The sequence below is a fragment of the Candidatus Microbacterium colombiense genome (assembly GCA_029203165.1).
Lineage (GTDB): Bacteria > Actinomycetota > Actinomycetes > Actinomycetales > Microbacteriaceae > Microbacterium > Microbacterium colombiense.
On record CP119308.1, the window covers coordinates 2,287,704 to 2,310,127 of the forward strand.

Here is a 22,424-nt window from a genome sequence, read left to right on the forward strand (position 1 = left end):
CCCCTGTGACGAACTACGACGCCATCGACTTCTCCCCCATCCAGGCGCTCACCGAGGGCGAGGTCATCACGCACGCCCCCGTGCGCGACATCCGTCTCGCCTCGGGCAAGGTGCTGGCCCTCATCACGCTCGACAACGGCCGTGACCACACCCGCCCGAACACGCTCGGTCCGGCGACGCTCACGCAGCTCGGTGAGACTCTCGACGGGTTGAAGGCACGCGCCGCGTCCGGCGAGATCCAGGCCGTCGGCATCACGGGCAAGCAGTACATCCTCGCCGCCGGCGCCGACCTGTCCGACATCAGCAAGGTCGGCTCACGCGACAACGCTCGACTGATCGCGCAGCTGGGGCACAAGGTGCTCGGCACATTCTCCGAGCTCGGAGTTCCCTCCTTCGCATTCGTGAACGGACTCGCGCTCGGCGGCGGGCTCGAGATCGCGTTGAACTCGTCGTACCGCACGGTCGATGCCTCCGCTGCAGCTGTGGCCCTCCCCGAGGTCTTCCTCGGGATCATCCCGGGCTGGGGCGGCGCGTACCTGCTGCCGAACCTGATCGGCATCGAGAACGCACTCGAGGTCGTGATCTCGAACCCCCTCAAGCAGAACCGCATGCTCAAGCCGCAGCAGGCGTTCGACCTCGGGATCTTCGATGCGATCTTCCCCGCGGCGAACTACCTCGAGAACTCGCTGGCCTGGGCCGATGCGGTACTCGGTGGGAAGAAGGTCGAGCGCAAGGACGAGCCGGGCAAGATCGAGCGGCTCACCAAGTGGCCGATCGCGATCAAGATGGCCCGAGGCATGCTCGAGTCGAAGATCGGCACGGTTCCGAAGTCTCCCTACGCCGCACTCGATCTGCTCGACAAGGCGAAGAGCGGTACGAAGGCGGAGGGCTTCGCTCGCGAAGACGAGGCACTCGCCGAACTCGTCACCGGCGACCAGTTCGCCGCGTCGATGTACGCATTCGACCTGGTGCAGAAGCGTGCCAAGCGCCCCGTCGGCGCGCCGGACAAGGCGCTCGCGAAGAAGGTCACCAAGGTCGGCATCATCGGTGCTGGTCTCATGGCCAGCCAGTTCGCACTGCTGTTCGTGCGCAAGCTGCAGGTGCCGGTGCTGATCACGGACCTCGACCAGGCCCGCGTCGACAAGGGCGTCGCGTACATCCACGAGGAGATCGGCAAGCTCGAAGCAAAGGGTCGGCTCGACGCCGACTCCGCGAACAAGCTGCGTGCTCTCGTCACCGGAACCACCGACAAGAGCCTCTACGCGGACTGCGACTTCGTCATCGAGGCCGTGTTCGAAGAGGTCGGCGTCAAGCAGCAGGTGTTCGGGGAGATCGAGAAGATCATCGCCGACGACGCGATCCTGGCGACGAACACGTCGTCGCTCTCGGTCGAGGAGATCGGCTCGAAGCTCGCGAATCCGGAGCGGCTGGTCGGATTCCACTTCTTCAACCCGGTCGCCGTCATGCCGCTGATCGAGATCGTCCGCACACCGACGACGTCGGATGCCGCGCTCTCCACGGCGTTCGTCGTGGCACGGAACCTGGGCAAGAACGCGGTGCTCACCGCCGACGCTCCCGGCTTCGTGGTGAACCGTCTGCTGGCGAAGGTCATGGGCGAAGCCGCTCGTGCCGTGTACGAAGGCACTCCGATCGCCGATGTCGAGAAGGCGTTCGGGCCGCTCGGGTTGCCGATGGGACCGTTCCAGTTGATCGATCTGGTCGGCTGGAAGGTCGCCGCGCACGTGCAGGACACCATGGTCCATGCCTTCCCCGATCGCTTCTACGCCAACGAGAACTTCCACGCACTCGCGGGGCTGGACTCCGTCGTCGAGAAGGACAAGGGCGGCCGGGTGACGGGATGGACGAAGCAGGCGGAGAAGCTCATCAAGCCTGCACTCGGGTCCGCACCCGCGTCGGCGAGCACGATCCTCGGTCGGGTGCAGGACGGCCTGGCTCAGGAGATCAAGCTCATGCTCGACGAAGGCGTGGTTCCCGAGGTCGAGGACATCGACCTCTGCCTCATCCTCGGAGCCGGCTGGCCGTTCATCGACGGCGGCGCCTCGCCCTACCTCGATCGAGAGGGAGCATCGGAGCGCGCCTTCGGCGGATCGTTCCACACGCCGCAGATCCGCGGCATCGAGAACCGCTGACCGCAGCGGACGAACCGGAGGGGTCGCGCTTCGGCGCGGCCCCTTCGGCGTTCACGGGGCGAGAAGATCCCCCTGGTCCGGACGAGAGTCCGCAGCCCCCTTCATGGGCCAGAACGACAATGCCCTTTCCGACAGCGCGGTGATCGTCAGCGAGGGATTGACCCCGGGGTTGGCCGGCACCGCGGCTCCGTCGACGACGTGAAGGCCCGGATGCCCCCATACGCGGTGATAGCGGTCGACGACTCCCTCGCGGGGCGAGGCGGAGATCACCGCTCCGCCCAGGAAATGGGCGGTGAGCGGAATGCCGAACACCTCGGGCCAGGAACCCCGGGCCGCGGCGGGTGCCCCGCCGTCCGCCTGCATACGCGCCGCGATCGCTGCTGCGGCACGATGCGCCTGGGGCAGATGGCTGGGGTTCGGCGCCCCGTGCCCCTGAGCACTCGTGAGAGTGAGCCGTCCGAACTTCCGCCGCAGTGACAGCGTCAAGGAGTTGTCGACCGTCTGCATCACGAGCGCGATGATTCCCCGCTCGCTCCAGCGTCTCAACGATCCGAGGCGGAACTGACGCACCGGCGCGCGCAGTGTCTGCCCCACCACGCTTCCCAAGCGCCGGAAGAGTCCGCGCTCCCCCGGCACCATCACCGTGGCGAGAGCGCCCATGAGGTTGGAGCCGGGCCCGTAGCGGACGTTCTCCACGTGCGTGCGCTCGTCGACGTGGAAGGACGTGGTGATGGCGACCCCTCGGGCAAGTCCCAAGTTCTGCGGCACACGCGTGGCCACAGCGCCGTCGAGCGCCTCGGAGTTCGTGCGCGTCAGTCGACCGATCGCATCCGAGACTTCCGGAAGGAGCCCCTCATGCTTCATCCGGTGGAGCAATTGTTGAGTGCCCCATGTGCCCGCGGCCAGCACGACCTCGCGCGCGCTCACGATCTGTTCGCGGCGCCGCAGCCATGAGCCGCTGCGACGCGTGGTGAGGGCGAACCCCCCGTCGGGCAACGCGCGCACCTCCGTGACCGTGCGCAGGGCCTCGATCACCACACCGCGCCGCTCGGCGAGGGCCAGATAGTTCTTCATCAACGTGTTCTTCGCGCCGACCCGGCATCCCACCATGCAGTTCCCGCACAGCGTGCAACCGGTTCGGTCAGGACCCTCCCCGCCGAAATAAGGGTCCGGCACCCGTTCCCCCGGTGCGCCGAACCATACGCCAACCGGTGCGTGTCGGAAGGTGTCGCCGACGCCGAGGTCCGCCGCCGCGCCGGCCATGATGCGCTCGACCGGGCCGGTGTGCGGATAGTGCTCGACCACGCCCAGCATGCGTTGTGCCGTGGCGTAGTGCGGCGCGAGCTCCGTCTCCCAGTCGGCCACGTCGCGCCACTGCGCATCGGTGAAGAACGATGCGCCCGGTCGGTAGAGCGTGTTCGCGTAGTTCAGCGACCCGCCACCGACACCTGCGCCGGCGAGGATCATGACGTGGGGAAGTCGGTGGATCCGCTGCACGCCGTAGCAGCCGAGCGCTGGAGCCCAGAGGTAGCGTCTGAGATTCCAGCTGGTCTTCGCGAAGTCATCGTCCTCGAAGCGTCGCCCGGCTTCGAAGACGCGCACCCGATACCCCTTCTCGCTCAGACGCAGCGCTGCCACCGAGCCGCCGAAGCCTGAACCGACGATCACGACGTCGTGGTCGAACTCGCTCATGCCTCACCGCCCGCGGCCGGAACCATGATCGCGAGTGTCCCTGCGCGCAGACCGATCGTGCAGTCGTCGACACCGGCGCGCTCACCGTCGGCGTAGACCACGAGGCCGGGAGCGGAGACCCGCACCGTACGCGCACGCCGATGGCTCACCTCAGGGCGGGACAGGTGACGCCCCTTCAGCAGGAGCGGGAAAAGTCGGATGAGCCTCAGCCGTCCGATCGGGCGCACGTGCACGAGGTCGAGCATCCCGTCATCCGCCTCCGCTCCCGCGCAGACCGGCATCCCTCCCCCATAGCTCGCCGTGTTGCCGACGGCGATCAGAGTGCCGGGCGCATCGTGCAGAGGTTCGCCGTCCACGCCCCACCGGAATCGCATGGGTTGCAGCCGGACGAGCTCGACGAGCAGCGCGAGGTGGTAGCGCAGCACTCCGCGCGGCCACGTCAGTCGGTTGGTGCGATCGCTCACCTTGGCGTCGAAACCGAGCGCTGCGACGGTGAGGAACAGTGTCGTCCCGTCCCGATCGGTGATCTCGCCCACGTCGATGACGGCCGGTACACCGTGAAGCGCCAGCGCAGCTGCGGCGGCGGGATCGTCACGCGGCAGCTGGAGCGCCCGGGCGAGATCGTTCCCGGTCCCTGCCGCGACCAGCACGATCGGCACCGAGTGCGACGTGACGGCGGGCAGGATGCTCGAGAGGGTACCGTCGCCACCGACGACGACCAGCACGCCGGGATCGTCGTCGAGCGCCTCACCGGCAAGCGTCACCGCGTGCTGCGCAGACGTCCCCGAATATGTGCGCACCTCTGCGCCCTGGTGTCGCAGGTACTCGATCGCGATCGTCGCAGCGTGCGCACCACGACCCTTGCCCGCGAAGGGGTTCGACAGCACGGCGATGTGCTCTCCCACGTCAGTCCGCCCTCTCCGCCCGCGCATCATCCACGATGACGGCGCCGGGGTTCAGTATCCCCTGTGGATCGAGCTCGCGCTTGATCGCCGTGAGGATGCGCACACCCGTGTCGCCGATCTCCTGCGCCAGCCAAGGCGCGTGATCGCGTCCGACAGCGTGATGGTGGCTGATCGTCCCTCCGGCAGCGATGATCGCATCGTTCACCCGTGCCTTCACCACGTCCCAGACGGTCGATTGATCACCGCGCACGCCCGCGAGCACGGTGAAGTACAGGGATGCCCCGGTCGGATAGACGTGTGAGATGTGGCACATCACGTACGATCGCGCCCCTGCTTCGGTGAAGCCCTCTCGCAGAGCCACCGTCACCGCCGCACGAACAGCGGGGAGCCTGGTCCAGGTCGTCGCCGTCTCCAGGGTCTCGCAGAACACTCCCGCGTCGAGGAGGGAGTCGCGCAGGTACGGGCCGTCGAATCGTCCGCGCAACCATTCCTCGGCCCCCGACTCGCCCGATGGCGAACCGCCGGCGGCGCGCAGCACTTCGGCGGCCCGCGCGCGTCGGTGCTCGACATCGTCCCCCTCGTACACGGTGACGATGCTCGCCCCCTTCGCCATCGCCTTGCCGATCCTGCCCACCTGGGCAAGGCTCACGGCTGTCTCCGCCTCATCCGACAGACGGATCACGGTCGGCCCGCCCCCGCGCTGCGCGATCCGCCGCAATGCGTCCGCGCCGACCGCGAAGTCCGGCACGGACCATGCCTCGAACACGCGATGCGCGGGCACCGGATGCACGCGCACCTTCACCTCGGTGATGACGCCGAAGATCCCTTCCGAACCGAGGAAGACGCGGATCAGGTCGGGACCGGCCGCAGAGCCGGGAGATCGCCCGAGATCGAGGTCACCGGTCGGCGTGGCGACCCGGATGCCCGTCACCATCGCATCGAATCGCCCGTGGCCCGCCGAGTTCTGGCCCGAGGATCGCGCCGCCGCGAATCCCCCGATGGTGGCGTAGCGGAAGCTCTGCGGGAAGTGTCCGAGTTCGAGCCCCTGCGCCGAGAGCAGCTGCTCCGCCATGGGGCCCGTGGTCCCTGCGGCGAGGGTAGCCTCGCCGCTGAGCACGTCCAGAGCGAGGAGGCCCGAAAGGCGCCTGAGATCCATGCTCACGACCGCACGGTGGCGCCCTCTCTCCGGATCCAGTGCCCCCACGACGCTCGTCCCTCCGCCGAAGGGGATCACGGCGATATCGTGCTCGGTGGCAGCGACGAGGACCGCCCGCACCTCCTCATGCGTCGCCGGTCGCAGCACGGCGTCCGGTGCGGGTTGATCGGCTCGTCGGAGCCGCAGAAGATCTCGCGTCGAACGGCCACCCGAGTGACGGACACGCGCCTCCACGGTCGAATCCACATGACCGTCACCGACGATTCCCCGGAAGGTCGACAGATCGGCAGGGGTGAGCCTTGATGTCTCGATCCTCACGTCAGCGAGCTCGACACGTACGGACGGCTTGTGGAGGCGTCCGAGCAGGAGCGGGAGCAGAGCGCGCACGGCGCGGGGCAGTTCTTTCGCCTTCTCGGGGTCGCCCCAGCCGTTCCATCGCATCGGCTCGTCGTCGACCCTGCCGTCGTCCTGTTCCATGCGTTACAGTGTGACAGATCATGGAAGAACGTCAACCAATCCCCACGGCGCGATCATGGGACGGCACCCAGTCGAGGATCCTCGACGCCGCCGATGACCTCATCCGACGGGTCGGTGTGCACGGCTTGACCATCGCAGAGCTCGCCCGCCGCGCCCGAGCGAGCCGACCGACGATCTACCGCAGCTGGGCCGACTCCGACGACGTCATCAGATCGGCGTTGCTGCGGCGGGTGTCGACCATCCTGACCGGTTTCCCCGATCCCGCCGACACACGCGCCGGCCTCGTCGACGACATCCTGCGCTTCATCACCCTGTTCCGCACCGATCATGTGTTCGCCCGGCTGCTCGACGATGAACCGGAGGCATTCACCCGGTATACGCTGCACCGGGTCGGATCGAGCCAGCGCCTGATCCTCGCGTGGCTCGGTGCGGCCATCGGCAGGGCCCAGGCCGGGGGCACCGTGCGTACCGCTGCGGCCGACGAGGTCGCTGTCATGGTGCTGCTCATCGCGCAGTCCGCCGTCCTGTCGCACGGGACCGTGTCGGATCTCATCTCGGAAGATGCCTGGGAGCGAGAGCTCCGGGCCGCGCTGGACGGCATGCTCCGGCCATGATGCCGCACTCCCCCGACCTCAACGTGGCGCGTCGGGCCATCGACCTGGAACACGCAGCGCACGAGGTCGCCGACGTGCTCATCGTCGGGGGCGGCATCACCGGAGTGGGGGCAGCACTGGATGCCGCCACCCGCGGTTTGAGGACCACGCTCATCGAGGCGGAGGACCTCGCGTTCGGGACGAGCAGATTCAGTTCCAAGCTCGTGCACGGAGGACTGCGCTATCTCGCCACCGGCGACGTGGCCACCGCGAAGGAGAGTGCGCACGAACGCCACCTCCTGATGACGAGGATCGCACCTCATCTCATCCACCCGCTCGGTCAACTGCTCCCTTTCTCGCGCGACGTATCGCTGCAGCAGCGCGCCGCCGGAGTCGTCGGCATGTCGCTCGGCGATCTCCTGCGGATGCGGGCGCGAACCCCGCGTCGCGTGCTGCCCGCACCCCGGCTGGTGTCGCCCGGCCACGCGCGCGAGCTCTTTCCCGCCCTCGAAACGAGCGGCCTGCGCGGTGGCATGCTCTCCTTCGACGGGCAGCTGGTCGACGACGCCCGTCTGGTCGTCACCGTCGCACGAACCGCGGCGTCGCTCGGCGCCCGGATACTCACCAGGGTTCGAGCACACACCCTTCATCACGACCGCGTCGTGGTGGAAGACAGCGTCTCCGGCCAGCGCCTGACACTGCGCGCACGCGTCGTCATCAACGCGACGGGCGTGTGGGCGGGAACACTCGACGACGAGATCGCGATGCGTCCGAGCCGCGGAACGCACATCGTGCTCGATGCCGCCGATCTCGGCTGCCCGTCAGCCGCCCTCACCATTCCTCAGCAGGGCTCGATCAGCCGGTACGTGTTCGCGCTGCCACAGCAGCACGGACGCGTGATCGTGGGCTTGACCGATGAGGATGCTCCGGGACCGGTGCCCCGTGTCGCCGCCCCGACGGAGTCGGAGATCGCCTTCCTGCTCGCCGATCTCAATCGCGCGATCGCGACGCCGATCCGCAGGGATCAGGTGCGCGGCGCATTCGCCGGCCTCCGCCCTCTCGTCGACACGGGGGCCGAGACCACAGCGGACATCTCGCGGCGTCACCTCGTGAAAGTGTCCGGTTCGGGGGTCATCACCGTCCTCGGGGGCAAGCTCACCACCTACCGCCGCATGGCGGAGGACGCGATCGATCTGGCCACGCGCACCCACGGTCTCTCCGCACCTGCCAGCCGCACGCACTCCTTCCGTCTTGTCGATCGGACGCCGCCTCCGGATCGGCCGTTCGATCACGCGACCGGACTCACTCGAGCCGAGATCGGGTACGCTGTGCACGCCGAGGGCGCGATGAGTGCGGACGACGTGCTCGACCGTCGCACGCGCGTCGGACTCGTGGAGAAGGACCGAGAGCGCACACAGGCCGATGTGGAGGCGATCGTGACGGAGGCGCTCAGCGACTACGGATGACGCGCGGGTGTCCCCGAGCGGCCCGTTTCGTTTCCACCGCGGTGCACTCAGGGGAACATGCACAGAACAGCGAGTGAACTCCGCGGCGTCAGCGACTCCGTCGTCCGCGTCCGGCACATCCAGCGTGCACAGTGGTGATCATGGACATGCTCCTCACGATGTTGGGCGGTAAAGGAGTCTCGGGGCTGCTGAAGACGGGTACTGCCGTTCTCACGATCCTGCTCGTGGTGCCGGCCCTGCTCAAGATCTTCATCGTCACGGTCGACGAGGGCTGGGCGGCCATCCGCACGCGCAACGGCAAACCGATCATCCGCAACCGGCCTGCCCGCCGCCCGACGAACCGTGGTGGCGCCGTCGGCGAGGTCGTCGTCCTGGATCCCGGATCGCACGGGGCCTTCCCGCTGTTCTACTGGTACAAGCTCATCGACGTGCGCTGCCGTGCCACCGACCTCCCGGCCAGGGAGATGACCGGCGCTGCCGGGCACCAGCACCGCGTGCACGCCTCGTTCGAATGGCGGCCGATACCCAACGGACGTGATCTGCGCGTGTTCGAGCTCGATGTCGTGAACGTGAAGGAACGCGCCTCGAACATCGTCGGAGCCGCATTGCGCGATGTGATCCGCGGGATCGACGGGGCGGAACTCCCCCACAACGACGAGATCAACACCCGCGTGATCGCCGCGAGCAGCGATGAGGTGCGCCGCGCATGCGGTGTGGAACTCGTGCGGGTGATGGTGACCGGCGATGCCCTCACGGACGGGTACCTGCTCTCGACGGCCCTCCGGGATGCCGATCGTGGGGCGCAGGCCGTGGCCGCGCTCCATGCCCTGAACTGACCCATTCCTCCGGGAACACCCACGACGACGGGCTACGCTGTGGGCATGCGCTTCACCCGTCGTGATTTCTGGCGCGGCGCGTGGACCGCATGGCTCATCTTCATGGCCTTCTTGGTGGTCTATCTCATCGCCATGGGGCTGATGCAGTCCGGTCCGCCGTGGGGTGACGCCTACACGTCAGTGGTGGTGTTCCTCGTCTACGGCATCCCCTTGGGCGCGGTCGTATCAATCCTCGTGATGCTGGCGGGTAGCCCACTTGCCTGGGTTCTCGGCCGTCTGCTGGCGAACACGCACCGCGTCACCCTCCACGTACTCGCCTACGCCGGCCTGGGGGCCGGAGCGGGAACAGCGGTGATCCTGATCGCGAACGTCGCTCGCGCGCACCCTCAGATCTCCTGGCACTTCGCCGGCGCGGTCATCGCAGCGTGCGCCCTGTCCGTCGTCGGTGGTTGGGCCTGGAGTGTCCGCCAATCGCGTCGCGAACAATGACCGGAGCGCCCCGACGACCCGGTGCGACTCAGCGACGCTCGCGAAGCGGGAGGTCGATAGCCCCGGTCTCCCCCGCGTTCCGCGCGAAGGGGATGCGCGTGCCGAGCACCTGAGCGACGACGTCCTGCGCGATCTTCGACGCGGTGAGGCCCGCATCTTCGAGGATCTGTTCGCGAGATGCGTGGTCGATGAACTCATCGGGCAGACCGAGTTCGTCGACGGCCGTGTCGATCCCCGCTTCGCGCAACACCTGGCGAACACGGGTGCCGATGCCGCCGACGCGGATGCCGTCTTCGAGCGTGATCACCAGACGATGCCGGGCGGCGAGCGTCACGACCGAGGGCTGCACCGGAATCGCCCACCGCGGATCGATCACGGTCGCACCGATCCCCTGGGCGCGCAGCCGCTCAGCCACATCCATCGCGAGCGCGGCGAACGGACCGATCGCCACCAGGAGCACATCCTCCGACTCGCCGTGCGCGAGCACGTCCACCCCGTCGGCGAGTCGTTCGACGGCCGGAATCTCCGCGGCGACTTCCCCCTTCGGGAAGCGGATCACGGTCGGTGCATCATCCACCAGCACGGCCTCTTCGAGCGCCTCGGTGAGGCGAGCGGCATCACGGGGTGCAGCGATCCTGATGTGCGGCACGATCTGCAGCATCGCGAGATCCCACATGCCGTGATGGCTCGGGCCGTCCGGTCCGGTCACGCCGGCACGATCGAGCACGAACGTGACACCGGCACGATGCAATGCGACATCCATCAGCACCTGATCGAATGCCCGCCCCATGAACGTCGCATACAGCGCGACGACGGGGTGCAGCCCGCCGAAGGCGAGTCCGGCCGCCGAGGCGACGGCGTGCTGCTCGGCGATTCCGACATCGTAGACCCGGTCCGGGAAGCGCTCGGCGAACGGTGCAAGCCCGGTCGGACGCAGCATCGCGGCCGTCATCGCGATCACATCGGTGCGACGCCCTCCCACCTCGACGAGGGCATCGGAGAACACGTCCGTCCACCCGCGTCCGCCCGACGACAGCGTCTCGCCTGTCGCGGGATCGATCTTGCCGACCGCGTGGAACTGATCCGCGTCGTCATCACGGGCAGGCTGGTAGCCGCGGCCCTTCTCGGTGATGGCGTGCACGATCACCGGCGCACCATACGACTTCGCCAGTCGCAGAGTCTCGAGCAGGGCGGGCAGATCGTGCCCGTCGACCGGTCCCAGATACTTGATGTCGAGGTTGGAGTACAGGGCCTCGTTGTTCGTGAAGCGCGAGAGGAATCCGTGCGTGCCGCCGCGAACCCCGCGGAACACCGCGCGCCCCATCGGGCCGAAGGCACGGAACAGGCGGTCCGATTTGCGGTGCAGATCCTTGTACGCGGCGGCCGTGCGCACACGATTGAGGTACCGCGACATGCCGCCGATCGTCGGGGCGTAGGAGCGTCCGTTGTCGTTGACGACGATGACGAGGTTGCGGTCGTTGTCGTCGGAGATGTTGTTGAGCGCCTCCCACGTCATGCCACCCGTGAGCGCGCCGTCGCCGACCACGGCCACGACGTGACGATCGGCGCGACCGGTCGCCGTGAGAGCGCGCGATACGCCGTCAGCCCAGCTGAGCGAGCTCGAGGCATGCGACGACTCCACCACATCGTGCGCGCTCTCGCTGCGCTGCGGGTAGCCGGCGAGACCGCCGCGCACGCGAAGGGCCGAGAAGTCCTGCCGACCGGTGAGGATCTTGTGCACGTAGGACTGATGCCCCGTGTCGAAGATGAAAGGGTCGTCCGGCGAGGAGAACACCTTGTGCAGCGCGATCGTGAGCTCGACGACACCGAGGTTCGGCCCGAGGTGCCCGCCGGTGCGCGACACGTTCTCGACGAGGAACTCGCGGATCTCTGCGGCGAGTTCGACCAACTGATCCGACGACAGCGCGTCCAGATCTCGGGGTCCTGAGATGCTCGGAAGAATGGGCATCTGCGCCTCCTCACAGGCTCCGTGATGGCGCCTGCCGGTGGTGCGGGCGCCGTCACGATCCTATCGCGGTCCCCCGTGAATCCTCGGGGAGGACCCGACCCTTGACAACGCGGAAGGGGCCCGGGACTACGCCCCGGGCCCCTTCTCGAGATGCGTGTCAGACCAGCGAACGCAGCACGTACTGCAGGATGCCGCCGTTGCGGTAGTAGTCCGCCTCACCGGGAGTGTCGATGCGCACGACGGCGTCGAACTCCACGACCTGCTTGCCCTCGGCCGAGAACTCGCTCGGCGTGGCGGTCACGCGGACCGTCTTCGGGGTGACTCCGTTGTTGAGCTCTTCCAGGCCCGAGATCGAGACGATCTCGGTGCCGTCGAGCCCCAGCGACTCCCAGCTCTGCCCGCGGGGAACTGCAGCGGCACGACGCCCATGCCGATCAGGTTCGAGCGGTGGATGCGCTCGAAGCTCTCGGTGATGACGGCCTTGACGCCCAGGAGGCTCGTGCCCTTGGCCGCCCAGTCGCGCGACGAACCGGAGCCGTACTCCTTGCCGCCGAAGATGACGAGCGGGGTGCCCTGCGTCCTGGTAGTTCATGCTCGCGTCGTAGATGTACGACTGCGGGCCGCCCTCCTGCGTGAAGTCGCGCGTGAAGCCACCCTCGACGACCTGGCCGTCGTTGACCGCGAGACCATGAGGTTCTTCAGGCGGATGTTGGCGAACGTGCCGCGGATCATGACCTCGTGGTTGCCGCGACGCGATCCGAAGGAGTTGAAGTCCTTGCGGTCCACGCCGTGCTCGGTGAGGTACTGCGCCGCGGGGGTGCCCGGCTTGATGTTTCCGGCCGGGCGAGATGTGGTCGGTGGTGACCGAGTCGCCGAGCGTCGCCATCACGCGCGCGCCCTGGATGTCGCTCACCGGGGTGAGCTCCATCGTCATGCCGTCGAAGTACGGTGCCTTGCGCACGTAGGTCGAGTCCTCGTCCCACTGGAAGATCGCGTCGTCCGGCGTGGGCAGGCTACGCCAGCGCTCGTCACCGTCGAAGACGGTCGCGTACTGCTTGATGAACTGCTCGCGCGAGATCGAGGAGTCGACGATCGTCTGCACCTCGTCGGGCGTCGGCCAGATGTCCTTGAGGAACACGTCGTTGCCGTCGGTCCCTTGCCCAGAGCGTCGTTCTCGAAGTCGAAGTGCATCGACCCGGCGAGAGCGTAGGCGATCACCAGCGGCGGGCTGGCGAGGTAGTTCATCTTCACGTCGGGGCTGATGCGTCCCTCGAAGTTGCGGTTGCCCGAGAGGACGGCGGTGACGGCGAGGTCGTGCGCGTTGATCGCCTCGGAGACCTCTTCGATCAGCGGGCCCGAGTTGCCGATGCAGATCGTGCAGCCGTAGCCGACCGTGTAGAAGCCGAGGCCTCGAGGTCCTTGTCGAGGCCGGACTTCTCGTAGTAGTCGGTGACGACCTTCGAGCCCGGGCCGAGCGTGGTCTTGACCCAGGGCTTCTGCTTGAGGCCCTTCTCGAGGCCTTGCGTGCGAGCGAGACCGGCCGCGATCATGACCGAGGGGTTCGACGTGTTGGTGCACGACGTGATGGCCGCGAGCGTGACCGCGCCGTTGTCGAGGATGTACTTCTCCCCCGACGGCGTGGTCACCTGGAACGGGCTTGGAGGCGTTGGCGGGCGCCCCGCTGTTGATGTGCACCGGTCGCGTCGTCGTCGGCTCCTCCTCGCCCGGGAACCGAACCGGGGTCGGATGCCGGGAACGAGTGCTTCGACTCGAGGTCGACGACCGAGTCGGAGGTCGACGGCGGTGGCGTAGCCCGAGGATGTCCTGCTCGAACTGCGCCTTCGCCTCCGAGAGGAGGATGCGGTCCTGCGGGCGCTTCGGGCCGGCGATCGACGGCACGACGGTGCCGAGGTCGAGCTCGAGGTACTCGCTGAAGATCGGCTCCTGTGAGGCGTCGTGCCAGAGCTTCTGCGTCTTGGCGTACGCCTCGACGAGCGCGACGGACTCTTCGCTGCGGCCGGTGAGGCGCAGGTAGTCGAGCGTGACGTCGTCGATCGGGAAGATCGCGGCCGTCGAACCGAACTCGGGGCTCATGTTGCCGATGGTCGCGCGGTTGGCGAGCGGCACCGACGCGACGCCCTCGCCGTAGAACTCGACGAACTTGCCGACCACACCGTGCTTGCGCAGCATGGTCGGTGATCGTGAGCACCACGTCGGTCGCGGTGACGCCGGCGGGGATCTCACCGTGCAGCTTGAAGCCGACGACGCGCGGGATGAGCATCGACACGGGCTGACCGAGCATCGCGGCCTCGGCCTCGATGCCGCCGACGCCCCAGCCGAGGACGCCGAGTCCGTTGACCATGGTCGTGTGCGAGTCGGTGCCGACGCAGGTGTCGGGGTAGGCGCGCAGCACGCCGTCGACGTCGCGGTCGTAGATGACCTTGGCGAGGTGCTCGATGTTCACCTGGTGCACGATGCCGGTTCCCGGCGGGACGACCTTGAAGTCGCTGAAGGCCGTCTGGCCCCAGCGGAGGAACTGGTAGCGCTCGCCGTTGCGCTCGTACTCGATCTCGACGTTGCGCTCGAGCGCGTTCTCCGAGCCGAACAGGTCGGCGATGACGGAGTGGTCGATGACCATCTCGGCGGGCGAGAGCGGGTTGATCCTGTTCGGCGTCGCCGCCGAGGCGGTGACGGCCTCGCGCATGGTGGCGAGGTCGACGATGCAGGGCACGCCGGTGAAGTCCTGCATGACGACGCGCGCCGGCGTGAACTGGATCTCGGTGTTCGGGCTCGCGCCGCGGATCCCACGAGCCGAGCGCCTCGATCTGCGCCTTCGTCACGTTCGCGCCGTCCTCGGTGCGAAGCAGGTTCTCCAGCAGCACCTTGAGGCTGAAGGGGAGCTTGCTCGTAACCGGGCACCGTGTCGATGCGGAAGATCTCGTAGTCGGTGCTGCCGACCGTCAGGGTGCTCTTGGCACCGAAGCTGTTCACCGTGGACACGATTCCGTCTCCTTCTGATCTGATGGAAGCGACAGGCGGTTCCATCTTGCTCGCCTCGGAGGTCCTGCGGCTAGCAAGGCGGACCTAACCAGTCTGCGCCTTTCCAGCCCGCGGCAGAAGCCTGCGATTTATCTTGATATCAAGATAAATCTATCACGCCTGAGCGGCGTCGCCATCCGCCTTCGCCCGTGGATACAGCGCACGGACGACGAGCCAGGTGACGGCGATCAACGGTGCGAACAGGGGAAGACCCATGATCAGCTTGAGCGTGCCGAGCAGAGCTGTCGCCTGATCGGTGCCCGCGAGGTACAACGGCAGCTGGACAGCGAGGCGGGCGTAGAACAGGACAGCCCACGCGACGCCGAGCCAGAGGAAGGCACGACGCTTCCGACGATCCCGGCGCCAGGCCGTGCCATCGCCCATCAGGAAGCCGACCGCAAGACCGATCAACGACCAGCCGATCAGTGCCGACACGAGCATCGCCGTGCCGTACGCCGCATTCGTGATCAGCCCCGGCACGAAGTTGTCCTGCGCGCGTCCGGTGAAGAGCGCGAGAGCGGCGGCCGCGGCGGCGGCGACCAGACCGCCGATCGCCGCGGACGGAGGAGACTTCTGCACGAGGCGGATGATCGTGAACACCGCTGCGAGTCCGACCGACACGCCCAGCGCGAGGATCAGCGGCTCCGGCTTGAGCGTGAAGAGGATCACGAAGGCGAGGCTCGGCAGAACCGACTCGAGGATCCCGCGCCACCCGCCGATCGCCGACCAGACGACCTTGTGCGTCGCGCCCTGCTCGGCGGGGTCGAGCCCTGCGCGCCGTGCCGCACCGCCGAGCGCCTCGCCGAAGATCTCGGAGGCGCTCTTGTCTCGTCCGGCTTCGGGTGCCGGGGTGCTCACGCGGAGCCCGGCGTGGCCGGCATCTTCAGCGGGATGAGGTCACGCGGGGGCATCGGAGAGCCACCACGCACGACGACGATCGAGCGGAACAGGTCTTCGATCTTCTCCGCCGCATCGGGGTCGGATGCCGCGGCACCGCCGATCACTCCGCGCAGGAACCACCGCGGGCCGTCGATGCCGATGAATCGCGCAAGGCGCAGACCGGAGCCCTCGCTCGCGGTCGCCGGGACCTCGGCGAGCAGCTCCTTGCCCAGGCTTCCCTCGCGCTCTTCCACGCGACCACCCTGCGAACGCACCTGCTCGCGCAGCTGAACGCGGGTCTCATCCCAGAGGCCACCCGACCGCGGAGCGGCGAACGGCTGGACCTGGAGCGAGGAGTCGGCGTAGTCGAGCCCGACGGCCACGATCCGCTTGGACTGCTCCTCGACCTCCAGGCGCAGATTCAATCCCTCCCGCGGGAGGATCTTGATCCCGCCGAGATCGATGTAGGGACGCACCGGGTTCGCCTCGGAGTCGTCGAAGGGCCCGTCGGTCGCACGATTCACGGGTGCGGACTTCTCGGGGTTGGGGGTGATGTCAGTCATTGCTCTTCCCTGCCTGGTATCCGGTGGAACCGAATCCACCCTCGCCGCGTACGCTGTCCGGCAGCTCGTCGACCGGGATGAACGTGGCACGTGTCACGGGCATGACGATCAGCTGCGCGATGCGATCGCCGACGGCCACATCGTACGCGCTGTGGATGTCGGTGTTGATCAGACTCACCTTGATCTCGCCCCGATACCCGGCGTCGACGGTGCCCGGAGAGTTCACGATCGAGATGCCGTGCTTCGCTGCGAGGCCGCTGCGAGGAACCACGAACGCCGCGTAGCCGTCGGGCAGCGCGATGCGCACGCCGGTCGCGACCAGGGATCGCTCACCGGGCTCGAGATGCGCAGCCTCCGCCGCCACCAGGTCGGCGCCCGCATCGCCCGGGTGGGCATAGCCGGGCACCACAGAGGCGATAATGGGGACATCAACGGAATCGGTCACCCCATGAGGCTAATGCAGAACCCCACGACAGACGCACGCCCGCACTACCGGGAACGACTCGCGCCGAGCCTCTGGCTCCTGGTCACGGTCGCCCTCGCCGGCCCGATGGTGTCACTCATCTTCGTACCCGTCGGATCCACGGTCGCGCTGATCGCCGGCGCTGCGGTGTCCGCGATCCTCGTGGTGCTCTTCATCGCGATCACACCGGTGGTCTCCGTCGAAGGATCGGAGCTGCGCGCAGGCCGCGCTCGCATCGACGTCCGCCACCTCGGGGAAGCGCTCGATCTGACGCAGGACGACGCCCGGCAGGCTCGCGGCCCCGGCCTCCCGGCACGTGGGTGGCATCTCATCCGCGGGGGGATCGACGGCATCGTCGTCGTGCCGAACATCGACCCCGACGATCCCGTGGACACCTGGACGATCTCGTCACGCACGCCGGACCGCCTGGCCGCCGCCATCCGCACGGCCAAACGGTGAAGCCGGAGCCACTCGGCCGGAAATGACGACGCGCCCCCGACCGAGAGGTCCGGGGCGCGTTGTGCTTCTCTTGCGCGTGCTCAGGCAGCGCACTCCTTGCAGATGGGGCCGGACGCGTCTTCGTGATCGAGCTGCGAGCGGTGCTTCACGAGGAAGCAGCTCATGCACGTGAATTCGTCCTGCTGCGCGGGCAGCACGACGACGTCGAGCTCGAGGTCGGACAGGTCGGCACCCGGGAGGTCGAAGTTCGACGGGTTGTCGGAGTCTTCATCTCCGCTCGAGCCGGAGGACTTGTCCGGCACACGCTCCTTGAGGGCTTCGATCGACTCGGAGTCGTCTTCAGTCTTTCGGGGAGCGTCGTAATCGGTTGCCATGCGGTAGATCTCCACTTTCATGGTGCGAGTGGGTGGTGCGCCGTCGGGGTAATCGGCGGCCATAGTTTGCATGACCGCGGAGCTTTTAGCAAATGCCGGACCATGCGACAGAGCAAACTCGCGGCACGCCCAGAGTATTCCCGGCTCCGAAGGCAGTCGCGTGACAGCATGAACAGACACCCATCAGAGGGGCATTCGCATGGAAAACGTCACCATCGTCGGCACAGAAGCAGGAGTCCTCGTACTCGCGACCGAGTCGGGCGAGCGGTTCGCGCTGCCCATCGACGATGTCCTGCGCCGAGAGATCCGCCGCGCAACCCGGCAGGCTGAGCCCGCGACACCCCGTCTCGCTGCAAGCCCCCGCGACATCCAGGCGCAGATCCGCGCCGGACTCACCGCGATCGAGGTGTCGGAACTGCTCGGCATCAGCCTCGATGACGTGGCCCGGTTCGAGAGCCCGGTGCTGGCGGAACGTGAACACATCATCGGCCAGGCCCTCGCCGTACCTGTCCTGATCGGCAGCGAGGTCGAGCCGGACGCGCAGCCGACCTTCGGCGCTGCGGTTCGCGCCAAGCTCGCTGAGGTCGAGGCTTCCGAGGAGCGTTGGGCGAGCTGGAAGGACGAATCCGGCTGGATCGTCAAGCTCGAGTTCACGGCGAGCGAGGTCGAACACGACGCGCGATGGAGCTTCGACCCCCGCCGCAGCGCGCTCGCCCCGCTCAACGCCGACGCGACACAGCTGTCGCGGCAGGGTTCGCTCCCCGAGGGGCTCATCCCCCGGCTTCGCGCTGTCGATTCCGAACGCGCCGGATCGCCGTACAAGGACGAGAGCCGTTTCGACTCCGGCGCCTTCGGACCGCGTCTGCTCCCGATGCACGACGCAGACATCGAAGACCCGTCACTGCCCGAGCGCTCCAACGCCGCCGCTCAGGATGCCGCGATCAATCGCGCCCCCGAGTCAGCGACGACGAGCCCTGAGACCGCGGATCTCCTCGAGGCTCTCCGCCGTCGGCGCGGACAGCGCGAGACGGCGCCGCTCATCGACGATCTCGACGCGGCACCGTCCGAGCCCCATCCGATCGCCCTGTTCGACGCGTTCGAGCCGTCATCGGATGAGCCCGAGCACACCGATCCGCCGCCCGCGGGAGGAACGACCGACACCGCGGACAGCACCAACCGTCGCCGTCGCCGGAATGCGATGCCCTCGTGGGACGAGATCGTCTTCGGCGCGCGCACCGATGAGTGACGCCGCGAGCGACACCCGCGAGTGACACCTCACGCGGGTTTCAGCGGGCGAACGCTCCGAGCCTGATCAGCGGAACCGTCCGCTCCTCGGGCGTGAGGCCGCCGTGCTGGCCGATCATGCCGCGTCCACGCTGATCCGAGGCGGTGCCGTCGTACACCGCCCAGACCCCTCGGGCGACGACGAGCAGATCGCCGATGCGAGACCGGGCAGCATCGGTGACCTCCGGGCCGAAAAGCCCCTGGCGCACGGCATCCTCCCGCGTGATCACGTCGGCGACACCCTCAAGATCGGAGCGCCACCGATGGAGCACGCCCGATTGGTCGGCATCCGGTTCCATGTGCACGTGGAGCATGCGCGGCTCTCCCCCGACATGACGGACGCCCTCCAGATGCGGCTCCTCGAGCACGACCTGACGGCGCGCGGGCACATCCACCATCCCGTGATCGGAGGTGACGAGCACCCCGACTCCCGCCGGCACGCGGACCGAGAGCGCTGCGTCGATGTCTTCGAGCGCGGTGACCCACTCCGCAGAGTCGACGCCGTGCTTGTGACCGGCCTTGTCGACCTCGGGCAGGTAGCAGTAAACGAGCGATCCCGGATGCTGCTCCGCAAGCCCGTATGCAGCCTCGACGCGGTCCGCCGGGGTGCGGGCGGCGATGAACTCCGCGCCGCGCAGGGTGGCGCGCGAGAACCCGCTGTCGGCGTACGCGGCGATCCCCACGGCGAAGGACGCTCGTCCGGCTGCGGCGGCCTGCTCGAAGATCGTCGGCACAGGCTGCCAAGTCAGGGGATCCAGCCCCTCCGACTCCCACCCGGTGAGCTGGTTCACCAGCAGATCGCGACTGCGATCGAGAACACGGTACCCCACGAGACCGTGCACACCCGGCCATGCTCCGGTGACGATGCTGGTCAGCGCCGCTGCGGTCGTGGAGGGGAACACCGATTGCGCGGTGTCCTTCTTCGTCATGCCGCCCGTCAACGCTCTGGCGTGCCCGGCGTGTGCGCGCAGGCTGATGGCGCCGAGCCCGTCGACGACCACGAGCACCACGGACCTCGCGACGGGGAACACGACGGAATCGCCACGCAGAGAGGCGAAGAGGTCGCCCGCCACCCCGACGATGCTCCGGGCTGACGGCGCCTCGGACGGTAGCATGAGGGACATCCGAGCCAGTCTGACACAGGCTCCCGTATGCCCTCAGGAAGCCCATGCCGAAAACTCCGCCGCCCGAGCCCGTCGAGGAGCGCATCCAGGACATCGACCTCTCCGCAGAGATGCAGGGTTCGTTCCTCGAATACGCCTACTCGGTGATCTACTCGCGCGCGCTCCCTGACGCCCGCGACGGGTTGAAGCCGGTGCAGCGACGCATCCTCTACCAGATGGCCGAGATGGGCCTGCGTCCCGACAAAGGCCACGTCAAGAGTGCCCGCGTCGTCGGCGAGGTCATGGGCAAGCTGCACCCGCACGGCGACACGGCGATCTACGATGCCCTCGTCCGCCTCGCACAGCCCTGGGCGCTGCGCGTTCCCCTCGTCGACGGACACGGCAACTTCGGCTCGCTCGATGACGGACCAGCTGCCGCGCGATACACCGAGGCCCGGCTCGCCGCCGCCGCGCTCGCTCTCACCGAGAACCTCGACGAGGACGTCGTCGACTTCATCCCGAACTACGACGGACAGTTCCAGCAGCCCTCCGTGCTGCCCGCAGCCTTCCCCAACCTCCTCGTCAACGGCGCGAGTGGCATCGCCGTGGGCATGGCCACCAACATGGCGCCGCACAACCTGATCGAGGTCGTCGCCGCCGCCACGCATCTGCTGGAGAACCCCGACGCGACCACCGAAGACCTGATGGAGTTCGTGCCGGGCCCGGACTTCCCCGCCGGCGGCGTGCTGATGGGCCTCGACGGGGTCAAGGACGCCTACATGACGGGCCGCGGAGCGCTCAAGGTCCGTGGCAAGGTGTCTGTGGAGCCTCTCGGGCCACGGCGCACAGGAATCATCGTCTCGGAGCTTCCCTACATGGTCGGGCCCGAGCGCCTGATCGAGAAGATCCGTGACGCTGTGCAGTCCAAGAAGCTGCAGGGCATCAGCGACGTCACCGATCTGACGGACCGCAACCACGGTCTGCGCGTCGCCATCGGGATCAAGACCGGATTCGATCCGAATGCCGTCCTCGACCAGCTGTACCGTCTGACGCCGCTGGAGGACTCCTTCAGCATCAACAACGTGGCACTCGTCGACGGTCAGCCGCGCACGCTGGGCCTCAAGGAGATGCTGAGCGTCTACGTGGCGCACCGGCTCGAGGTCATCACGCGGCGCAGTCGCTATCGTCTCGCGCGACGTGAGGAACGCCTGCACCTGGTGGAGGGCCTCCTGATCGCGATCCTCGACATCGACGAGGTCATTCAGGTCATCCGCTCCTCCGACGACTCGGAGCAGGCCCGAGCGCGTCTGCGCTCGGTCTTCGATCTCAGCGAGCTGCAGGCCGAGTACATTCTCGAACTGCGCCTGCGGCGACTGACGAAGTTCTCGCGGATCGAGCTCGAGGCGGAACGCGACGCGCTGCTCGCCGACATCGCTGCCCTCCGCGAACTCCTCGGAAGCCCTGCTCTGCTGCGCGCCGCCGTGGCCACCGAGCTGGATGCCGCCGCCGAGGCGTACGGCACGCCGCGGCGCACTCTGCTGATGAACGCCGCACCTCCGAAGCCCCGCACGACCAAGGGTGCCGTCGATCTGCAGATCGCCGACGCACCGACCGTTCTCGTGCTCTCGACGACGGGTCGCGCCGTGCGCGTGGACCGCGGCGAAGGCCAAGAGCTCACGGTGCCCGCGCGGCGGAGCAAGCATGACGCGATCCTGACGACGCTCGACACGACCGTGCGGGCCGAGATCGGCGCGCTGACGAGCGCAGGCCGCGTGGTGCGCTTCTCCCCCGTCGATCTGCCTTCGGTGCCATCGACGTCGGTGCAGCTCGCCGCGGGCACGCCGTTGCGCGACTACCTCAACGTCACCGCCCGCGGCGAAAGGATCCTCGGCTTCGTGCGCTTCGACAGCGAGACGCCGATCGCTCTCGGTACCGCCCAGGGAACGATCAAGCGCATCGTGCCGTCAGCACTGCCCGTGAGGCCCGAGATCGAGGTCATCGGGCTCAAGGCCGGAGATTCGGTCGTCGGCGCCGCCGAGGCTCCTGATGACGCAGAGCTCGTGTTCGTGACCACCGACGCGCAGCTGCTGCACTTCTCGGCCGCGCAGGTGCGACCGCAAGGCGCACCTGCCGGCGGCATGGCGGGCATCAAGTTGGGTGCCGGAGCAAGCGTGCTGTTCTTCGGAGCGGTCGAGGCCGGATCCGATGCCGTCGTCGCGACGGTGTCGGGAGCCGACGGCGCGCTCCCCGGCACCGAGCCCGGACGTGCGAAGGTCACCGCATTCGTTGAGTACCCGGCCAAGGGACGCGCGACCGGTGGAGTACGTGCCCACGCCTTCCTCAAGGGTGAGGACCGTCTCACGGTCGCGTGGGTCGGCCCGGACCCTGCCCAGGCCGTCGATCCGACGGGTGCCGTACGCAGGCTGCCCGATTCCGGAGCGCGCCGCGATGCGTCGGGACAGCCGATCGACGGAGTGATCGGCAGCATCGGCCGCACGATCGTCTGATCCTCCCGCGCGACGTACGC

The 22,424-nt window shown here is 68.0% G+C and carries 17 protein-coding genes and 1 pseudogene; 8 read left to right on the forward strand and 10 right to left on the reverse strand.

Going from position 1 to position 22,424, the window contains the following annotated elements; all coding sequences use genetic code 11:
- The first annotated feature begins 5 nt into the window (after positions 1–5).
- Positions 6–2,150: a 3-hydroxyacyl-CoA dehydrogenase NAD-binding domain-containing protein gene (locus tag P0Y60_11065; GenBank protein WEK62903.1), complete on the forward strand. Its 2,145-nt coding sequence runs from the start codon at positions 6–8 to the stop codon at positions 2,148–2,150.
- A gap of 51 nt (positions 2,151–2,201) precedes the next feature.
- Here P0Y60_11065 and P0Y60_11070 read toward each other — a convergent pair whose 3' ends face one another.
- From P0Y60_11070 to P0Y60_11080, 3 genes are read right to left on the reverse strand one after another with little or no spacing between them, the layout of a single operon-like run.
- On the reverse strand, positions 2,202–3,842 hold the full coding sequence (locus P0Y60_11070; protein WEK59891.1) for a GMC family oxidoreductase: 1,641 nt from the start codon (positions 3,840–3,842) through the stop codon (positions 2,202–2,204).
- Complete coding sequence (locus tag P0Y60_11075; GenBank protein ID WEK59892.1) at positions 3,839–4,747, reverse strand: diacylglycerol kinase family protein; 909 nt, start codon at positions 4,745–4,747, stop codon at positions 3,839–3,841. The genes P0Y60_11070 and P0Y60_11075 overlap by 4 nt, the downstream gene beginning before the upstream one ends.
- A 1-nt stretch (position 4,748) precedes the next feature.
- Positions 4,749–6,380 (reverse strand): FAD-binding oxidoreductase, encoded by a 1,632-nt coding sequence (locus P0Y60_11080; protein ID WEK59893.1) that lies wholly within the window; start codon positions 6,378–6,380, stop codon positions 4,749–4,751.
- Between the two features lie 20 nt (positions 6,381–6,400).
- Between P0Y60_11080 and P0Y60_11085 the strand changes: the two genes are divergently transcribed.
- From P0Y60_11085 to P0Y60_11100, 4 genes are all read left to right on the forward strand, one after another.
- Positions 6,401–6,994, forward strand: a complete 594-nt coding sequence (locus P0Y60_11085; GenBank protein WEK59894.1) for a TetR/AcrR family transcriptional regulator — start codon at positions 6,401–6,403, stop codon at positions 6,992–6,994.
- A complete protein-coding gene (locus P0Y60_11090) occupies positions 6,991–8,439 on the forward strand; it encodes a glycerol-3-phosphate dehydrogenase/oxidase (GenBank protein WEK59895.1) in 1,449 nt (482 codons plus the stop codon). Before P0Y60_11085 ends, P0Y60_11090 begins: the two co-directional genes overlap by 4 nt.
- Before the next feature lie 140 nt (positions 8,440–8,579).
- A complete protein-coding gene (locus tag P0Y60_11095; GenBank protein ID WEK59896.1) occupies positions 8,580–9,275 on the forward strand; it encodes an SPFH domain-containing protein in 696 nt (231 codons plus the stop codon).
- A 45-nt stretch (positions 9,276–9,320) separates the two neighbouring features.
- Complete coding sequence (locus P0Y60_11100) at positions 9,321–9,764, forward strand: hypothetical protein (GenBank protein ID WEK59897.1); 444 nt, start codon at positions 9,321–9,323, stop codon at positions 9,762–9,764.
- Between the two features lie 28 nt (positions 9,765–9,792).
- Here P0Y60_11100 and dxs read toward each other — a convergent pair whose 3' ends face one another.
- The 5 genes and pseudogenes from dxs to dut form a co-directional block, all read right to left on the reverse strand.
- A complete protein-coding gene (dxs, locus tag P0Y60_11105) occupies positions 9,793–11,733 on the reverse strand; it encodes a 1-deoxy-D-xylulose-5-phosphate synthase (protein ID WEK59898.1) in 1,941 nt (646 codons plus the stop codon).
- 157 nt (positions 11,734–11,890) lie between these two features.
- Positions 11,891–14,733 (reverse strand): annotated as a pseudogene (locus tag P0Y60_11110) (aconitate hydratase).
- A gap of 153 nt (positions 14,734–14,886) precedes the next feature.
- Positions 14,887–15,630 carry a DUF3159 domain-containing protein gene (locus P0Y60_11115; protein ID WEK59899.1) on the reverse strand — a complete coding sequence of 248 codons (744 nt, stop codon included), beginning with the start codon at positions 15,628–15,630 and terminating at the stop codon, positions 14,887–14,889.
- Positions 15,627–16,214, reverse strand: coding sequence for a DUF3710 domain-containing protein (locus P0Y60_11120; GenBank protein ID WEK59900.1), 588 nt, complete (start codon positions 16,212–16,214; stop codon positions 15,627–15,629). The genes P0Y60_11115 and P0Y60_11120 overlap by 4 nt, the downstream gene beginning before the upstream one ends.
- Complete coding sequence (gene dut / locus P0Y60_11125) at positions 16,207–16,659, reverse strand: dUTP diphosphatase (GenBank protein WEK59901.1); 453 nt, start codon at positions 16,657–16,659, stop codon at positions 16,207–16,209. Before dut ends, P0Y60_11120 begins: the two co-directional genes overlap by 8 nt.
- A gap of 12 nt (positions 16,660–16,671) precedes the next feature.
- On the opposite strand from dut, the gene P0Y60_11130 reads away from it, so the two are divergent.
- The gene (locus P0Y60_11130) at positions 16,672–17,136 is read left to right on the forward strand and encodes a DUF3093 domain-containing protein (GenBank protein WEK59902.1); all 465 of its coding nucleotides are present in this window, start codon (positions 16,672–16,674) and stop codon (positions 17,134–17,136) included.
- Positions 17,137–17,216: 80 nt separating this feature from the next.
- On the opposite strand, the gene P0Y60_11135 is transcribed toward P0Y60_11130, so the two are convergent.
- A complete protein-coding gene (locus tag P0Y60_11135) occupies positions 17,217–17,510 on the reverse strand; it encodes a DUF4193 domain-containing protein (protein WEK62904.1) in 294 nt (97 codons plus the stop codon).
- Between the two features lie 199 nt (positions 17,511–17,709).
- Here P0Y60_11135 and sepH point away from each other — a divergent pair, with 199 nt between their 5' ends.
- On the forward strand, positions 17,710–18,756 hold the full coding sequence (gene sepH / locus P0Y60_11140; protein WEK59903.1) for a septation protein SepH: 1,047 nt from the start codon (positions 17,710–17,712) through the stop codon (positions 18,754–18,756).
- A gap of 40 nt (positions 18,757–18,796) precedes the next feature.
- Here sepH and P0Y60_11145 read toward each other — a convergent pair whose 3' ends face one another.
- On the reverse strand, positions 18,797–19,918 hold the full coding sequence (locus tag P0Y60_11145) for an alkaline phosphatase family protein (GenBank protein WEK59904.1): 1,122 nt from the start codon (positions 19,916–19,918) through the stop codon (positions 18,797–18,799).
- A gap of 44 nt (positions 19,919–19,962) precedes the next feature.
- Here P0Y60_11145 and P0Y60_11150 point away from each other — a divergent pair, with 44 nt between their 5' ends.
- Positions 19,963–22,404, forward strand: a complete 2,442-nt coding sequence (locus tag P0Y60_11150; protein WEK59905.1) for a DNA topoisomerase IV subunit A — start codon at positions 19,963–19,965, stop codon at positions 22,402–22,404.
- The last annotated feature ends 20 nt before the right edge of the window (positions 22,405–22,424 follow it).

What these genes read in the sequence shown, in the direction of transcription:
- P0Y60_11070 (WEK59891.1), bottom strand. Translation starts at nt 3,842, where the DNA reads ATGAGCGAGTTCGACCACGACGTCGTGATCGTCGGTTCAGGCTTCGGC.
- P0Y60_11080 (WEK59893.1), bottom strand. Translation starts at nt 6,380, where the DNA reads ATGGAACAGGACGACGGCAGGGTCGACGACGAGCCGATGCGATGGAAC.
- P0Y60_11085 (WEK59894.1), top strand. Translation starts at nt 6,401, where the DNA reads ATGGAAGAACGTCAACCAATCCCCACGGCGCGATCATGGGACGGCACC.
- P0Y60_11090 (WEK59895.1), top strand. Translation starts at nt 6,991, where the DNA reads ATGATGCCGCACTCCCCCGACCTCAACGTGGCGCGTCGGGCCATCGAC.
- P0Y60_11095 (WEK59896.1), top strand. Translation starts at nt 8,580, where the DNA reads ATGGACATGCTCCTCACGATGTTGGGCGGTAAAGGAGTCTCGGGGCTG.
- P0Y60_11100 (WEK59897.1), top strand. Translation starts at nt 9,321, where the DNA reads ATGCGCTTCACCCGTCGTGATTTCTGGCGCGGCGCGTGGACCGCATGG.
- dxs (WEK59898.1), bottom strand. Translation starts at nt 11,733, where the DNA reads ATGCCCATTCTTCCGAGCATCTCAGGACCCCGAGATCTGGACGCGCTG.
- P0Y60_11120 (WEK59900.1), bottom strand. Translation starts at nt 16,214, where the DNA reads ATGACTGACATCACCCCCAACCCCGAGAAGTCCGCACCCGTGAATCGT.
- P0Y60_11130 (WEK59902.1), top strand. Translation starts at nt 16,672, where the DNA reads ATGCAGAACCCCACGACAGACGCACGCCCGCACTACCGGGAACGACTC.
- P0Y60_11135 (WEK62904.1), bottom strand. Translation starts at nt 17,510, where the DNA reads ATGGCAACCGATTACGACGCTCCCCGAAAGACTGAAGACGACTCCGAG.
- sepH (WEK59903.1), top strand. Translation starts at nt 17,710, where the DNA reads ATGGAAAACGTCACCATCGTCGGCACAGAAGCAGGAGTCCTCGTACTC.
- P0Y60_11145 (WEK59904.1), bottom strand. Translation starts at nt 19,918, where the DNA reads ATGTCCCTCATGCTACCGTCCGAGGCGCCGTCAGCCCGGAGCATCGTC.
- P0Y60_11150 (WEK59905.1), top strand. Translation starts at nt 19,963, where the DNA reads ATGCCGAAAACTCCGCCGCCCGAGCCCGTCGAGGAGCGCATCCAGGAC.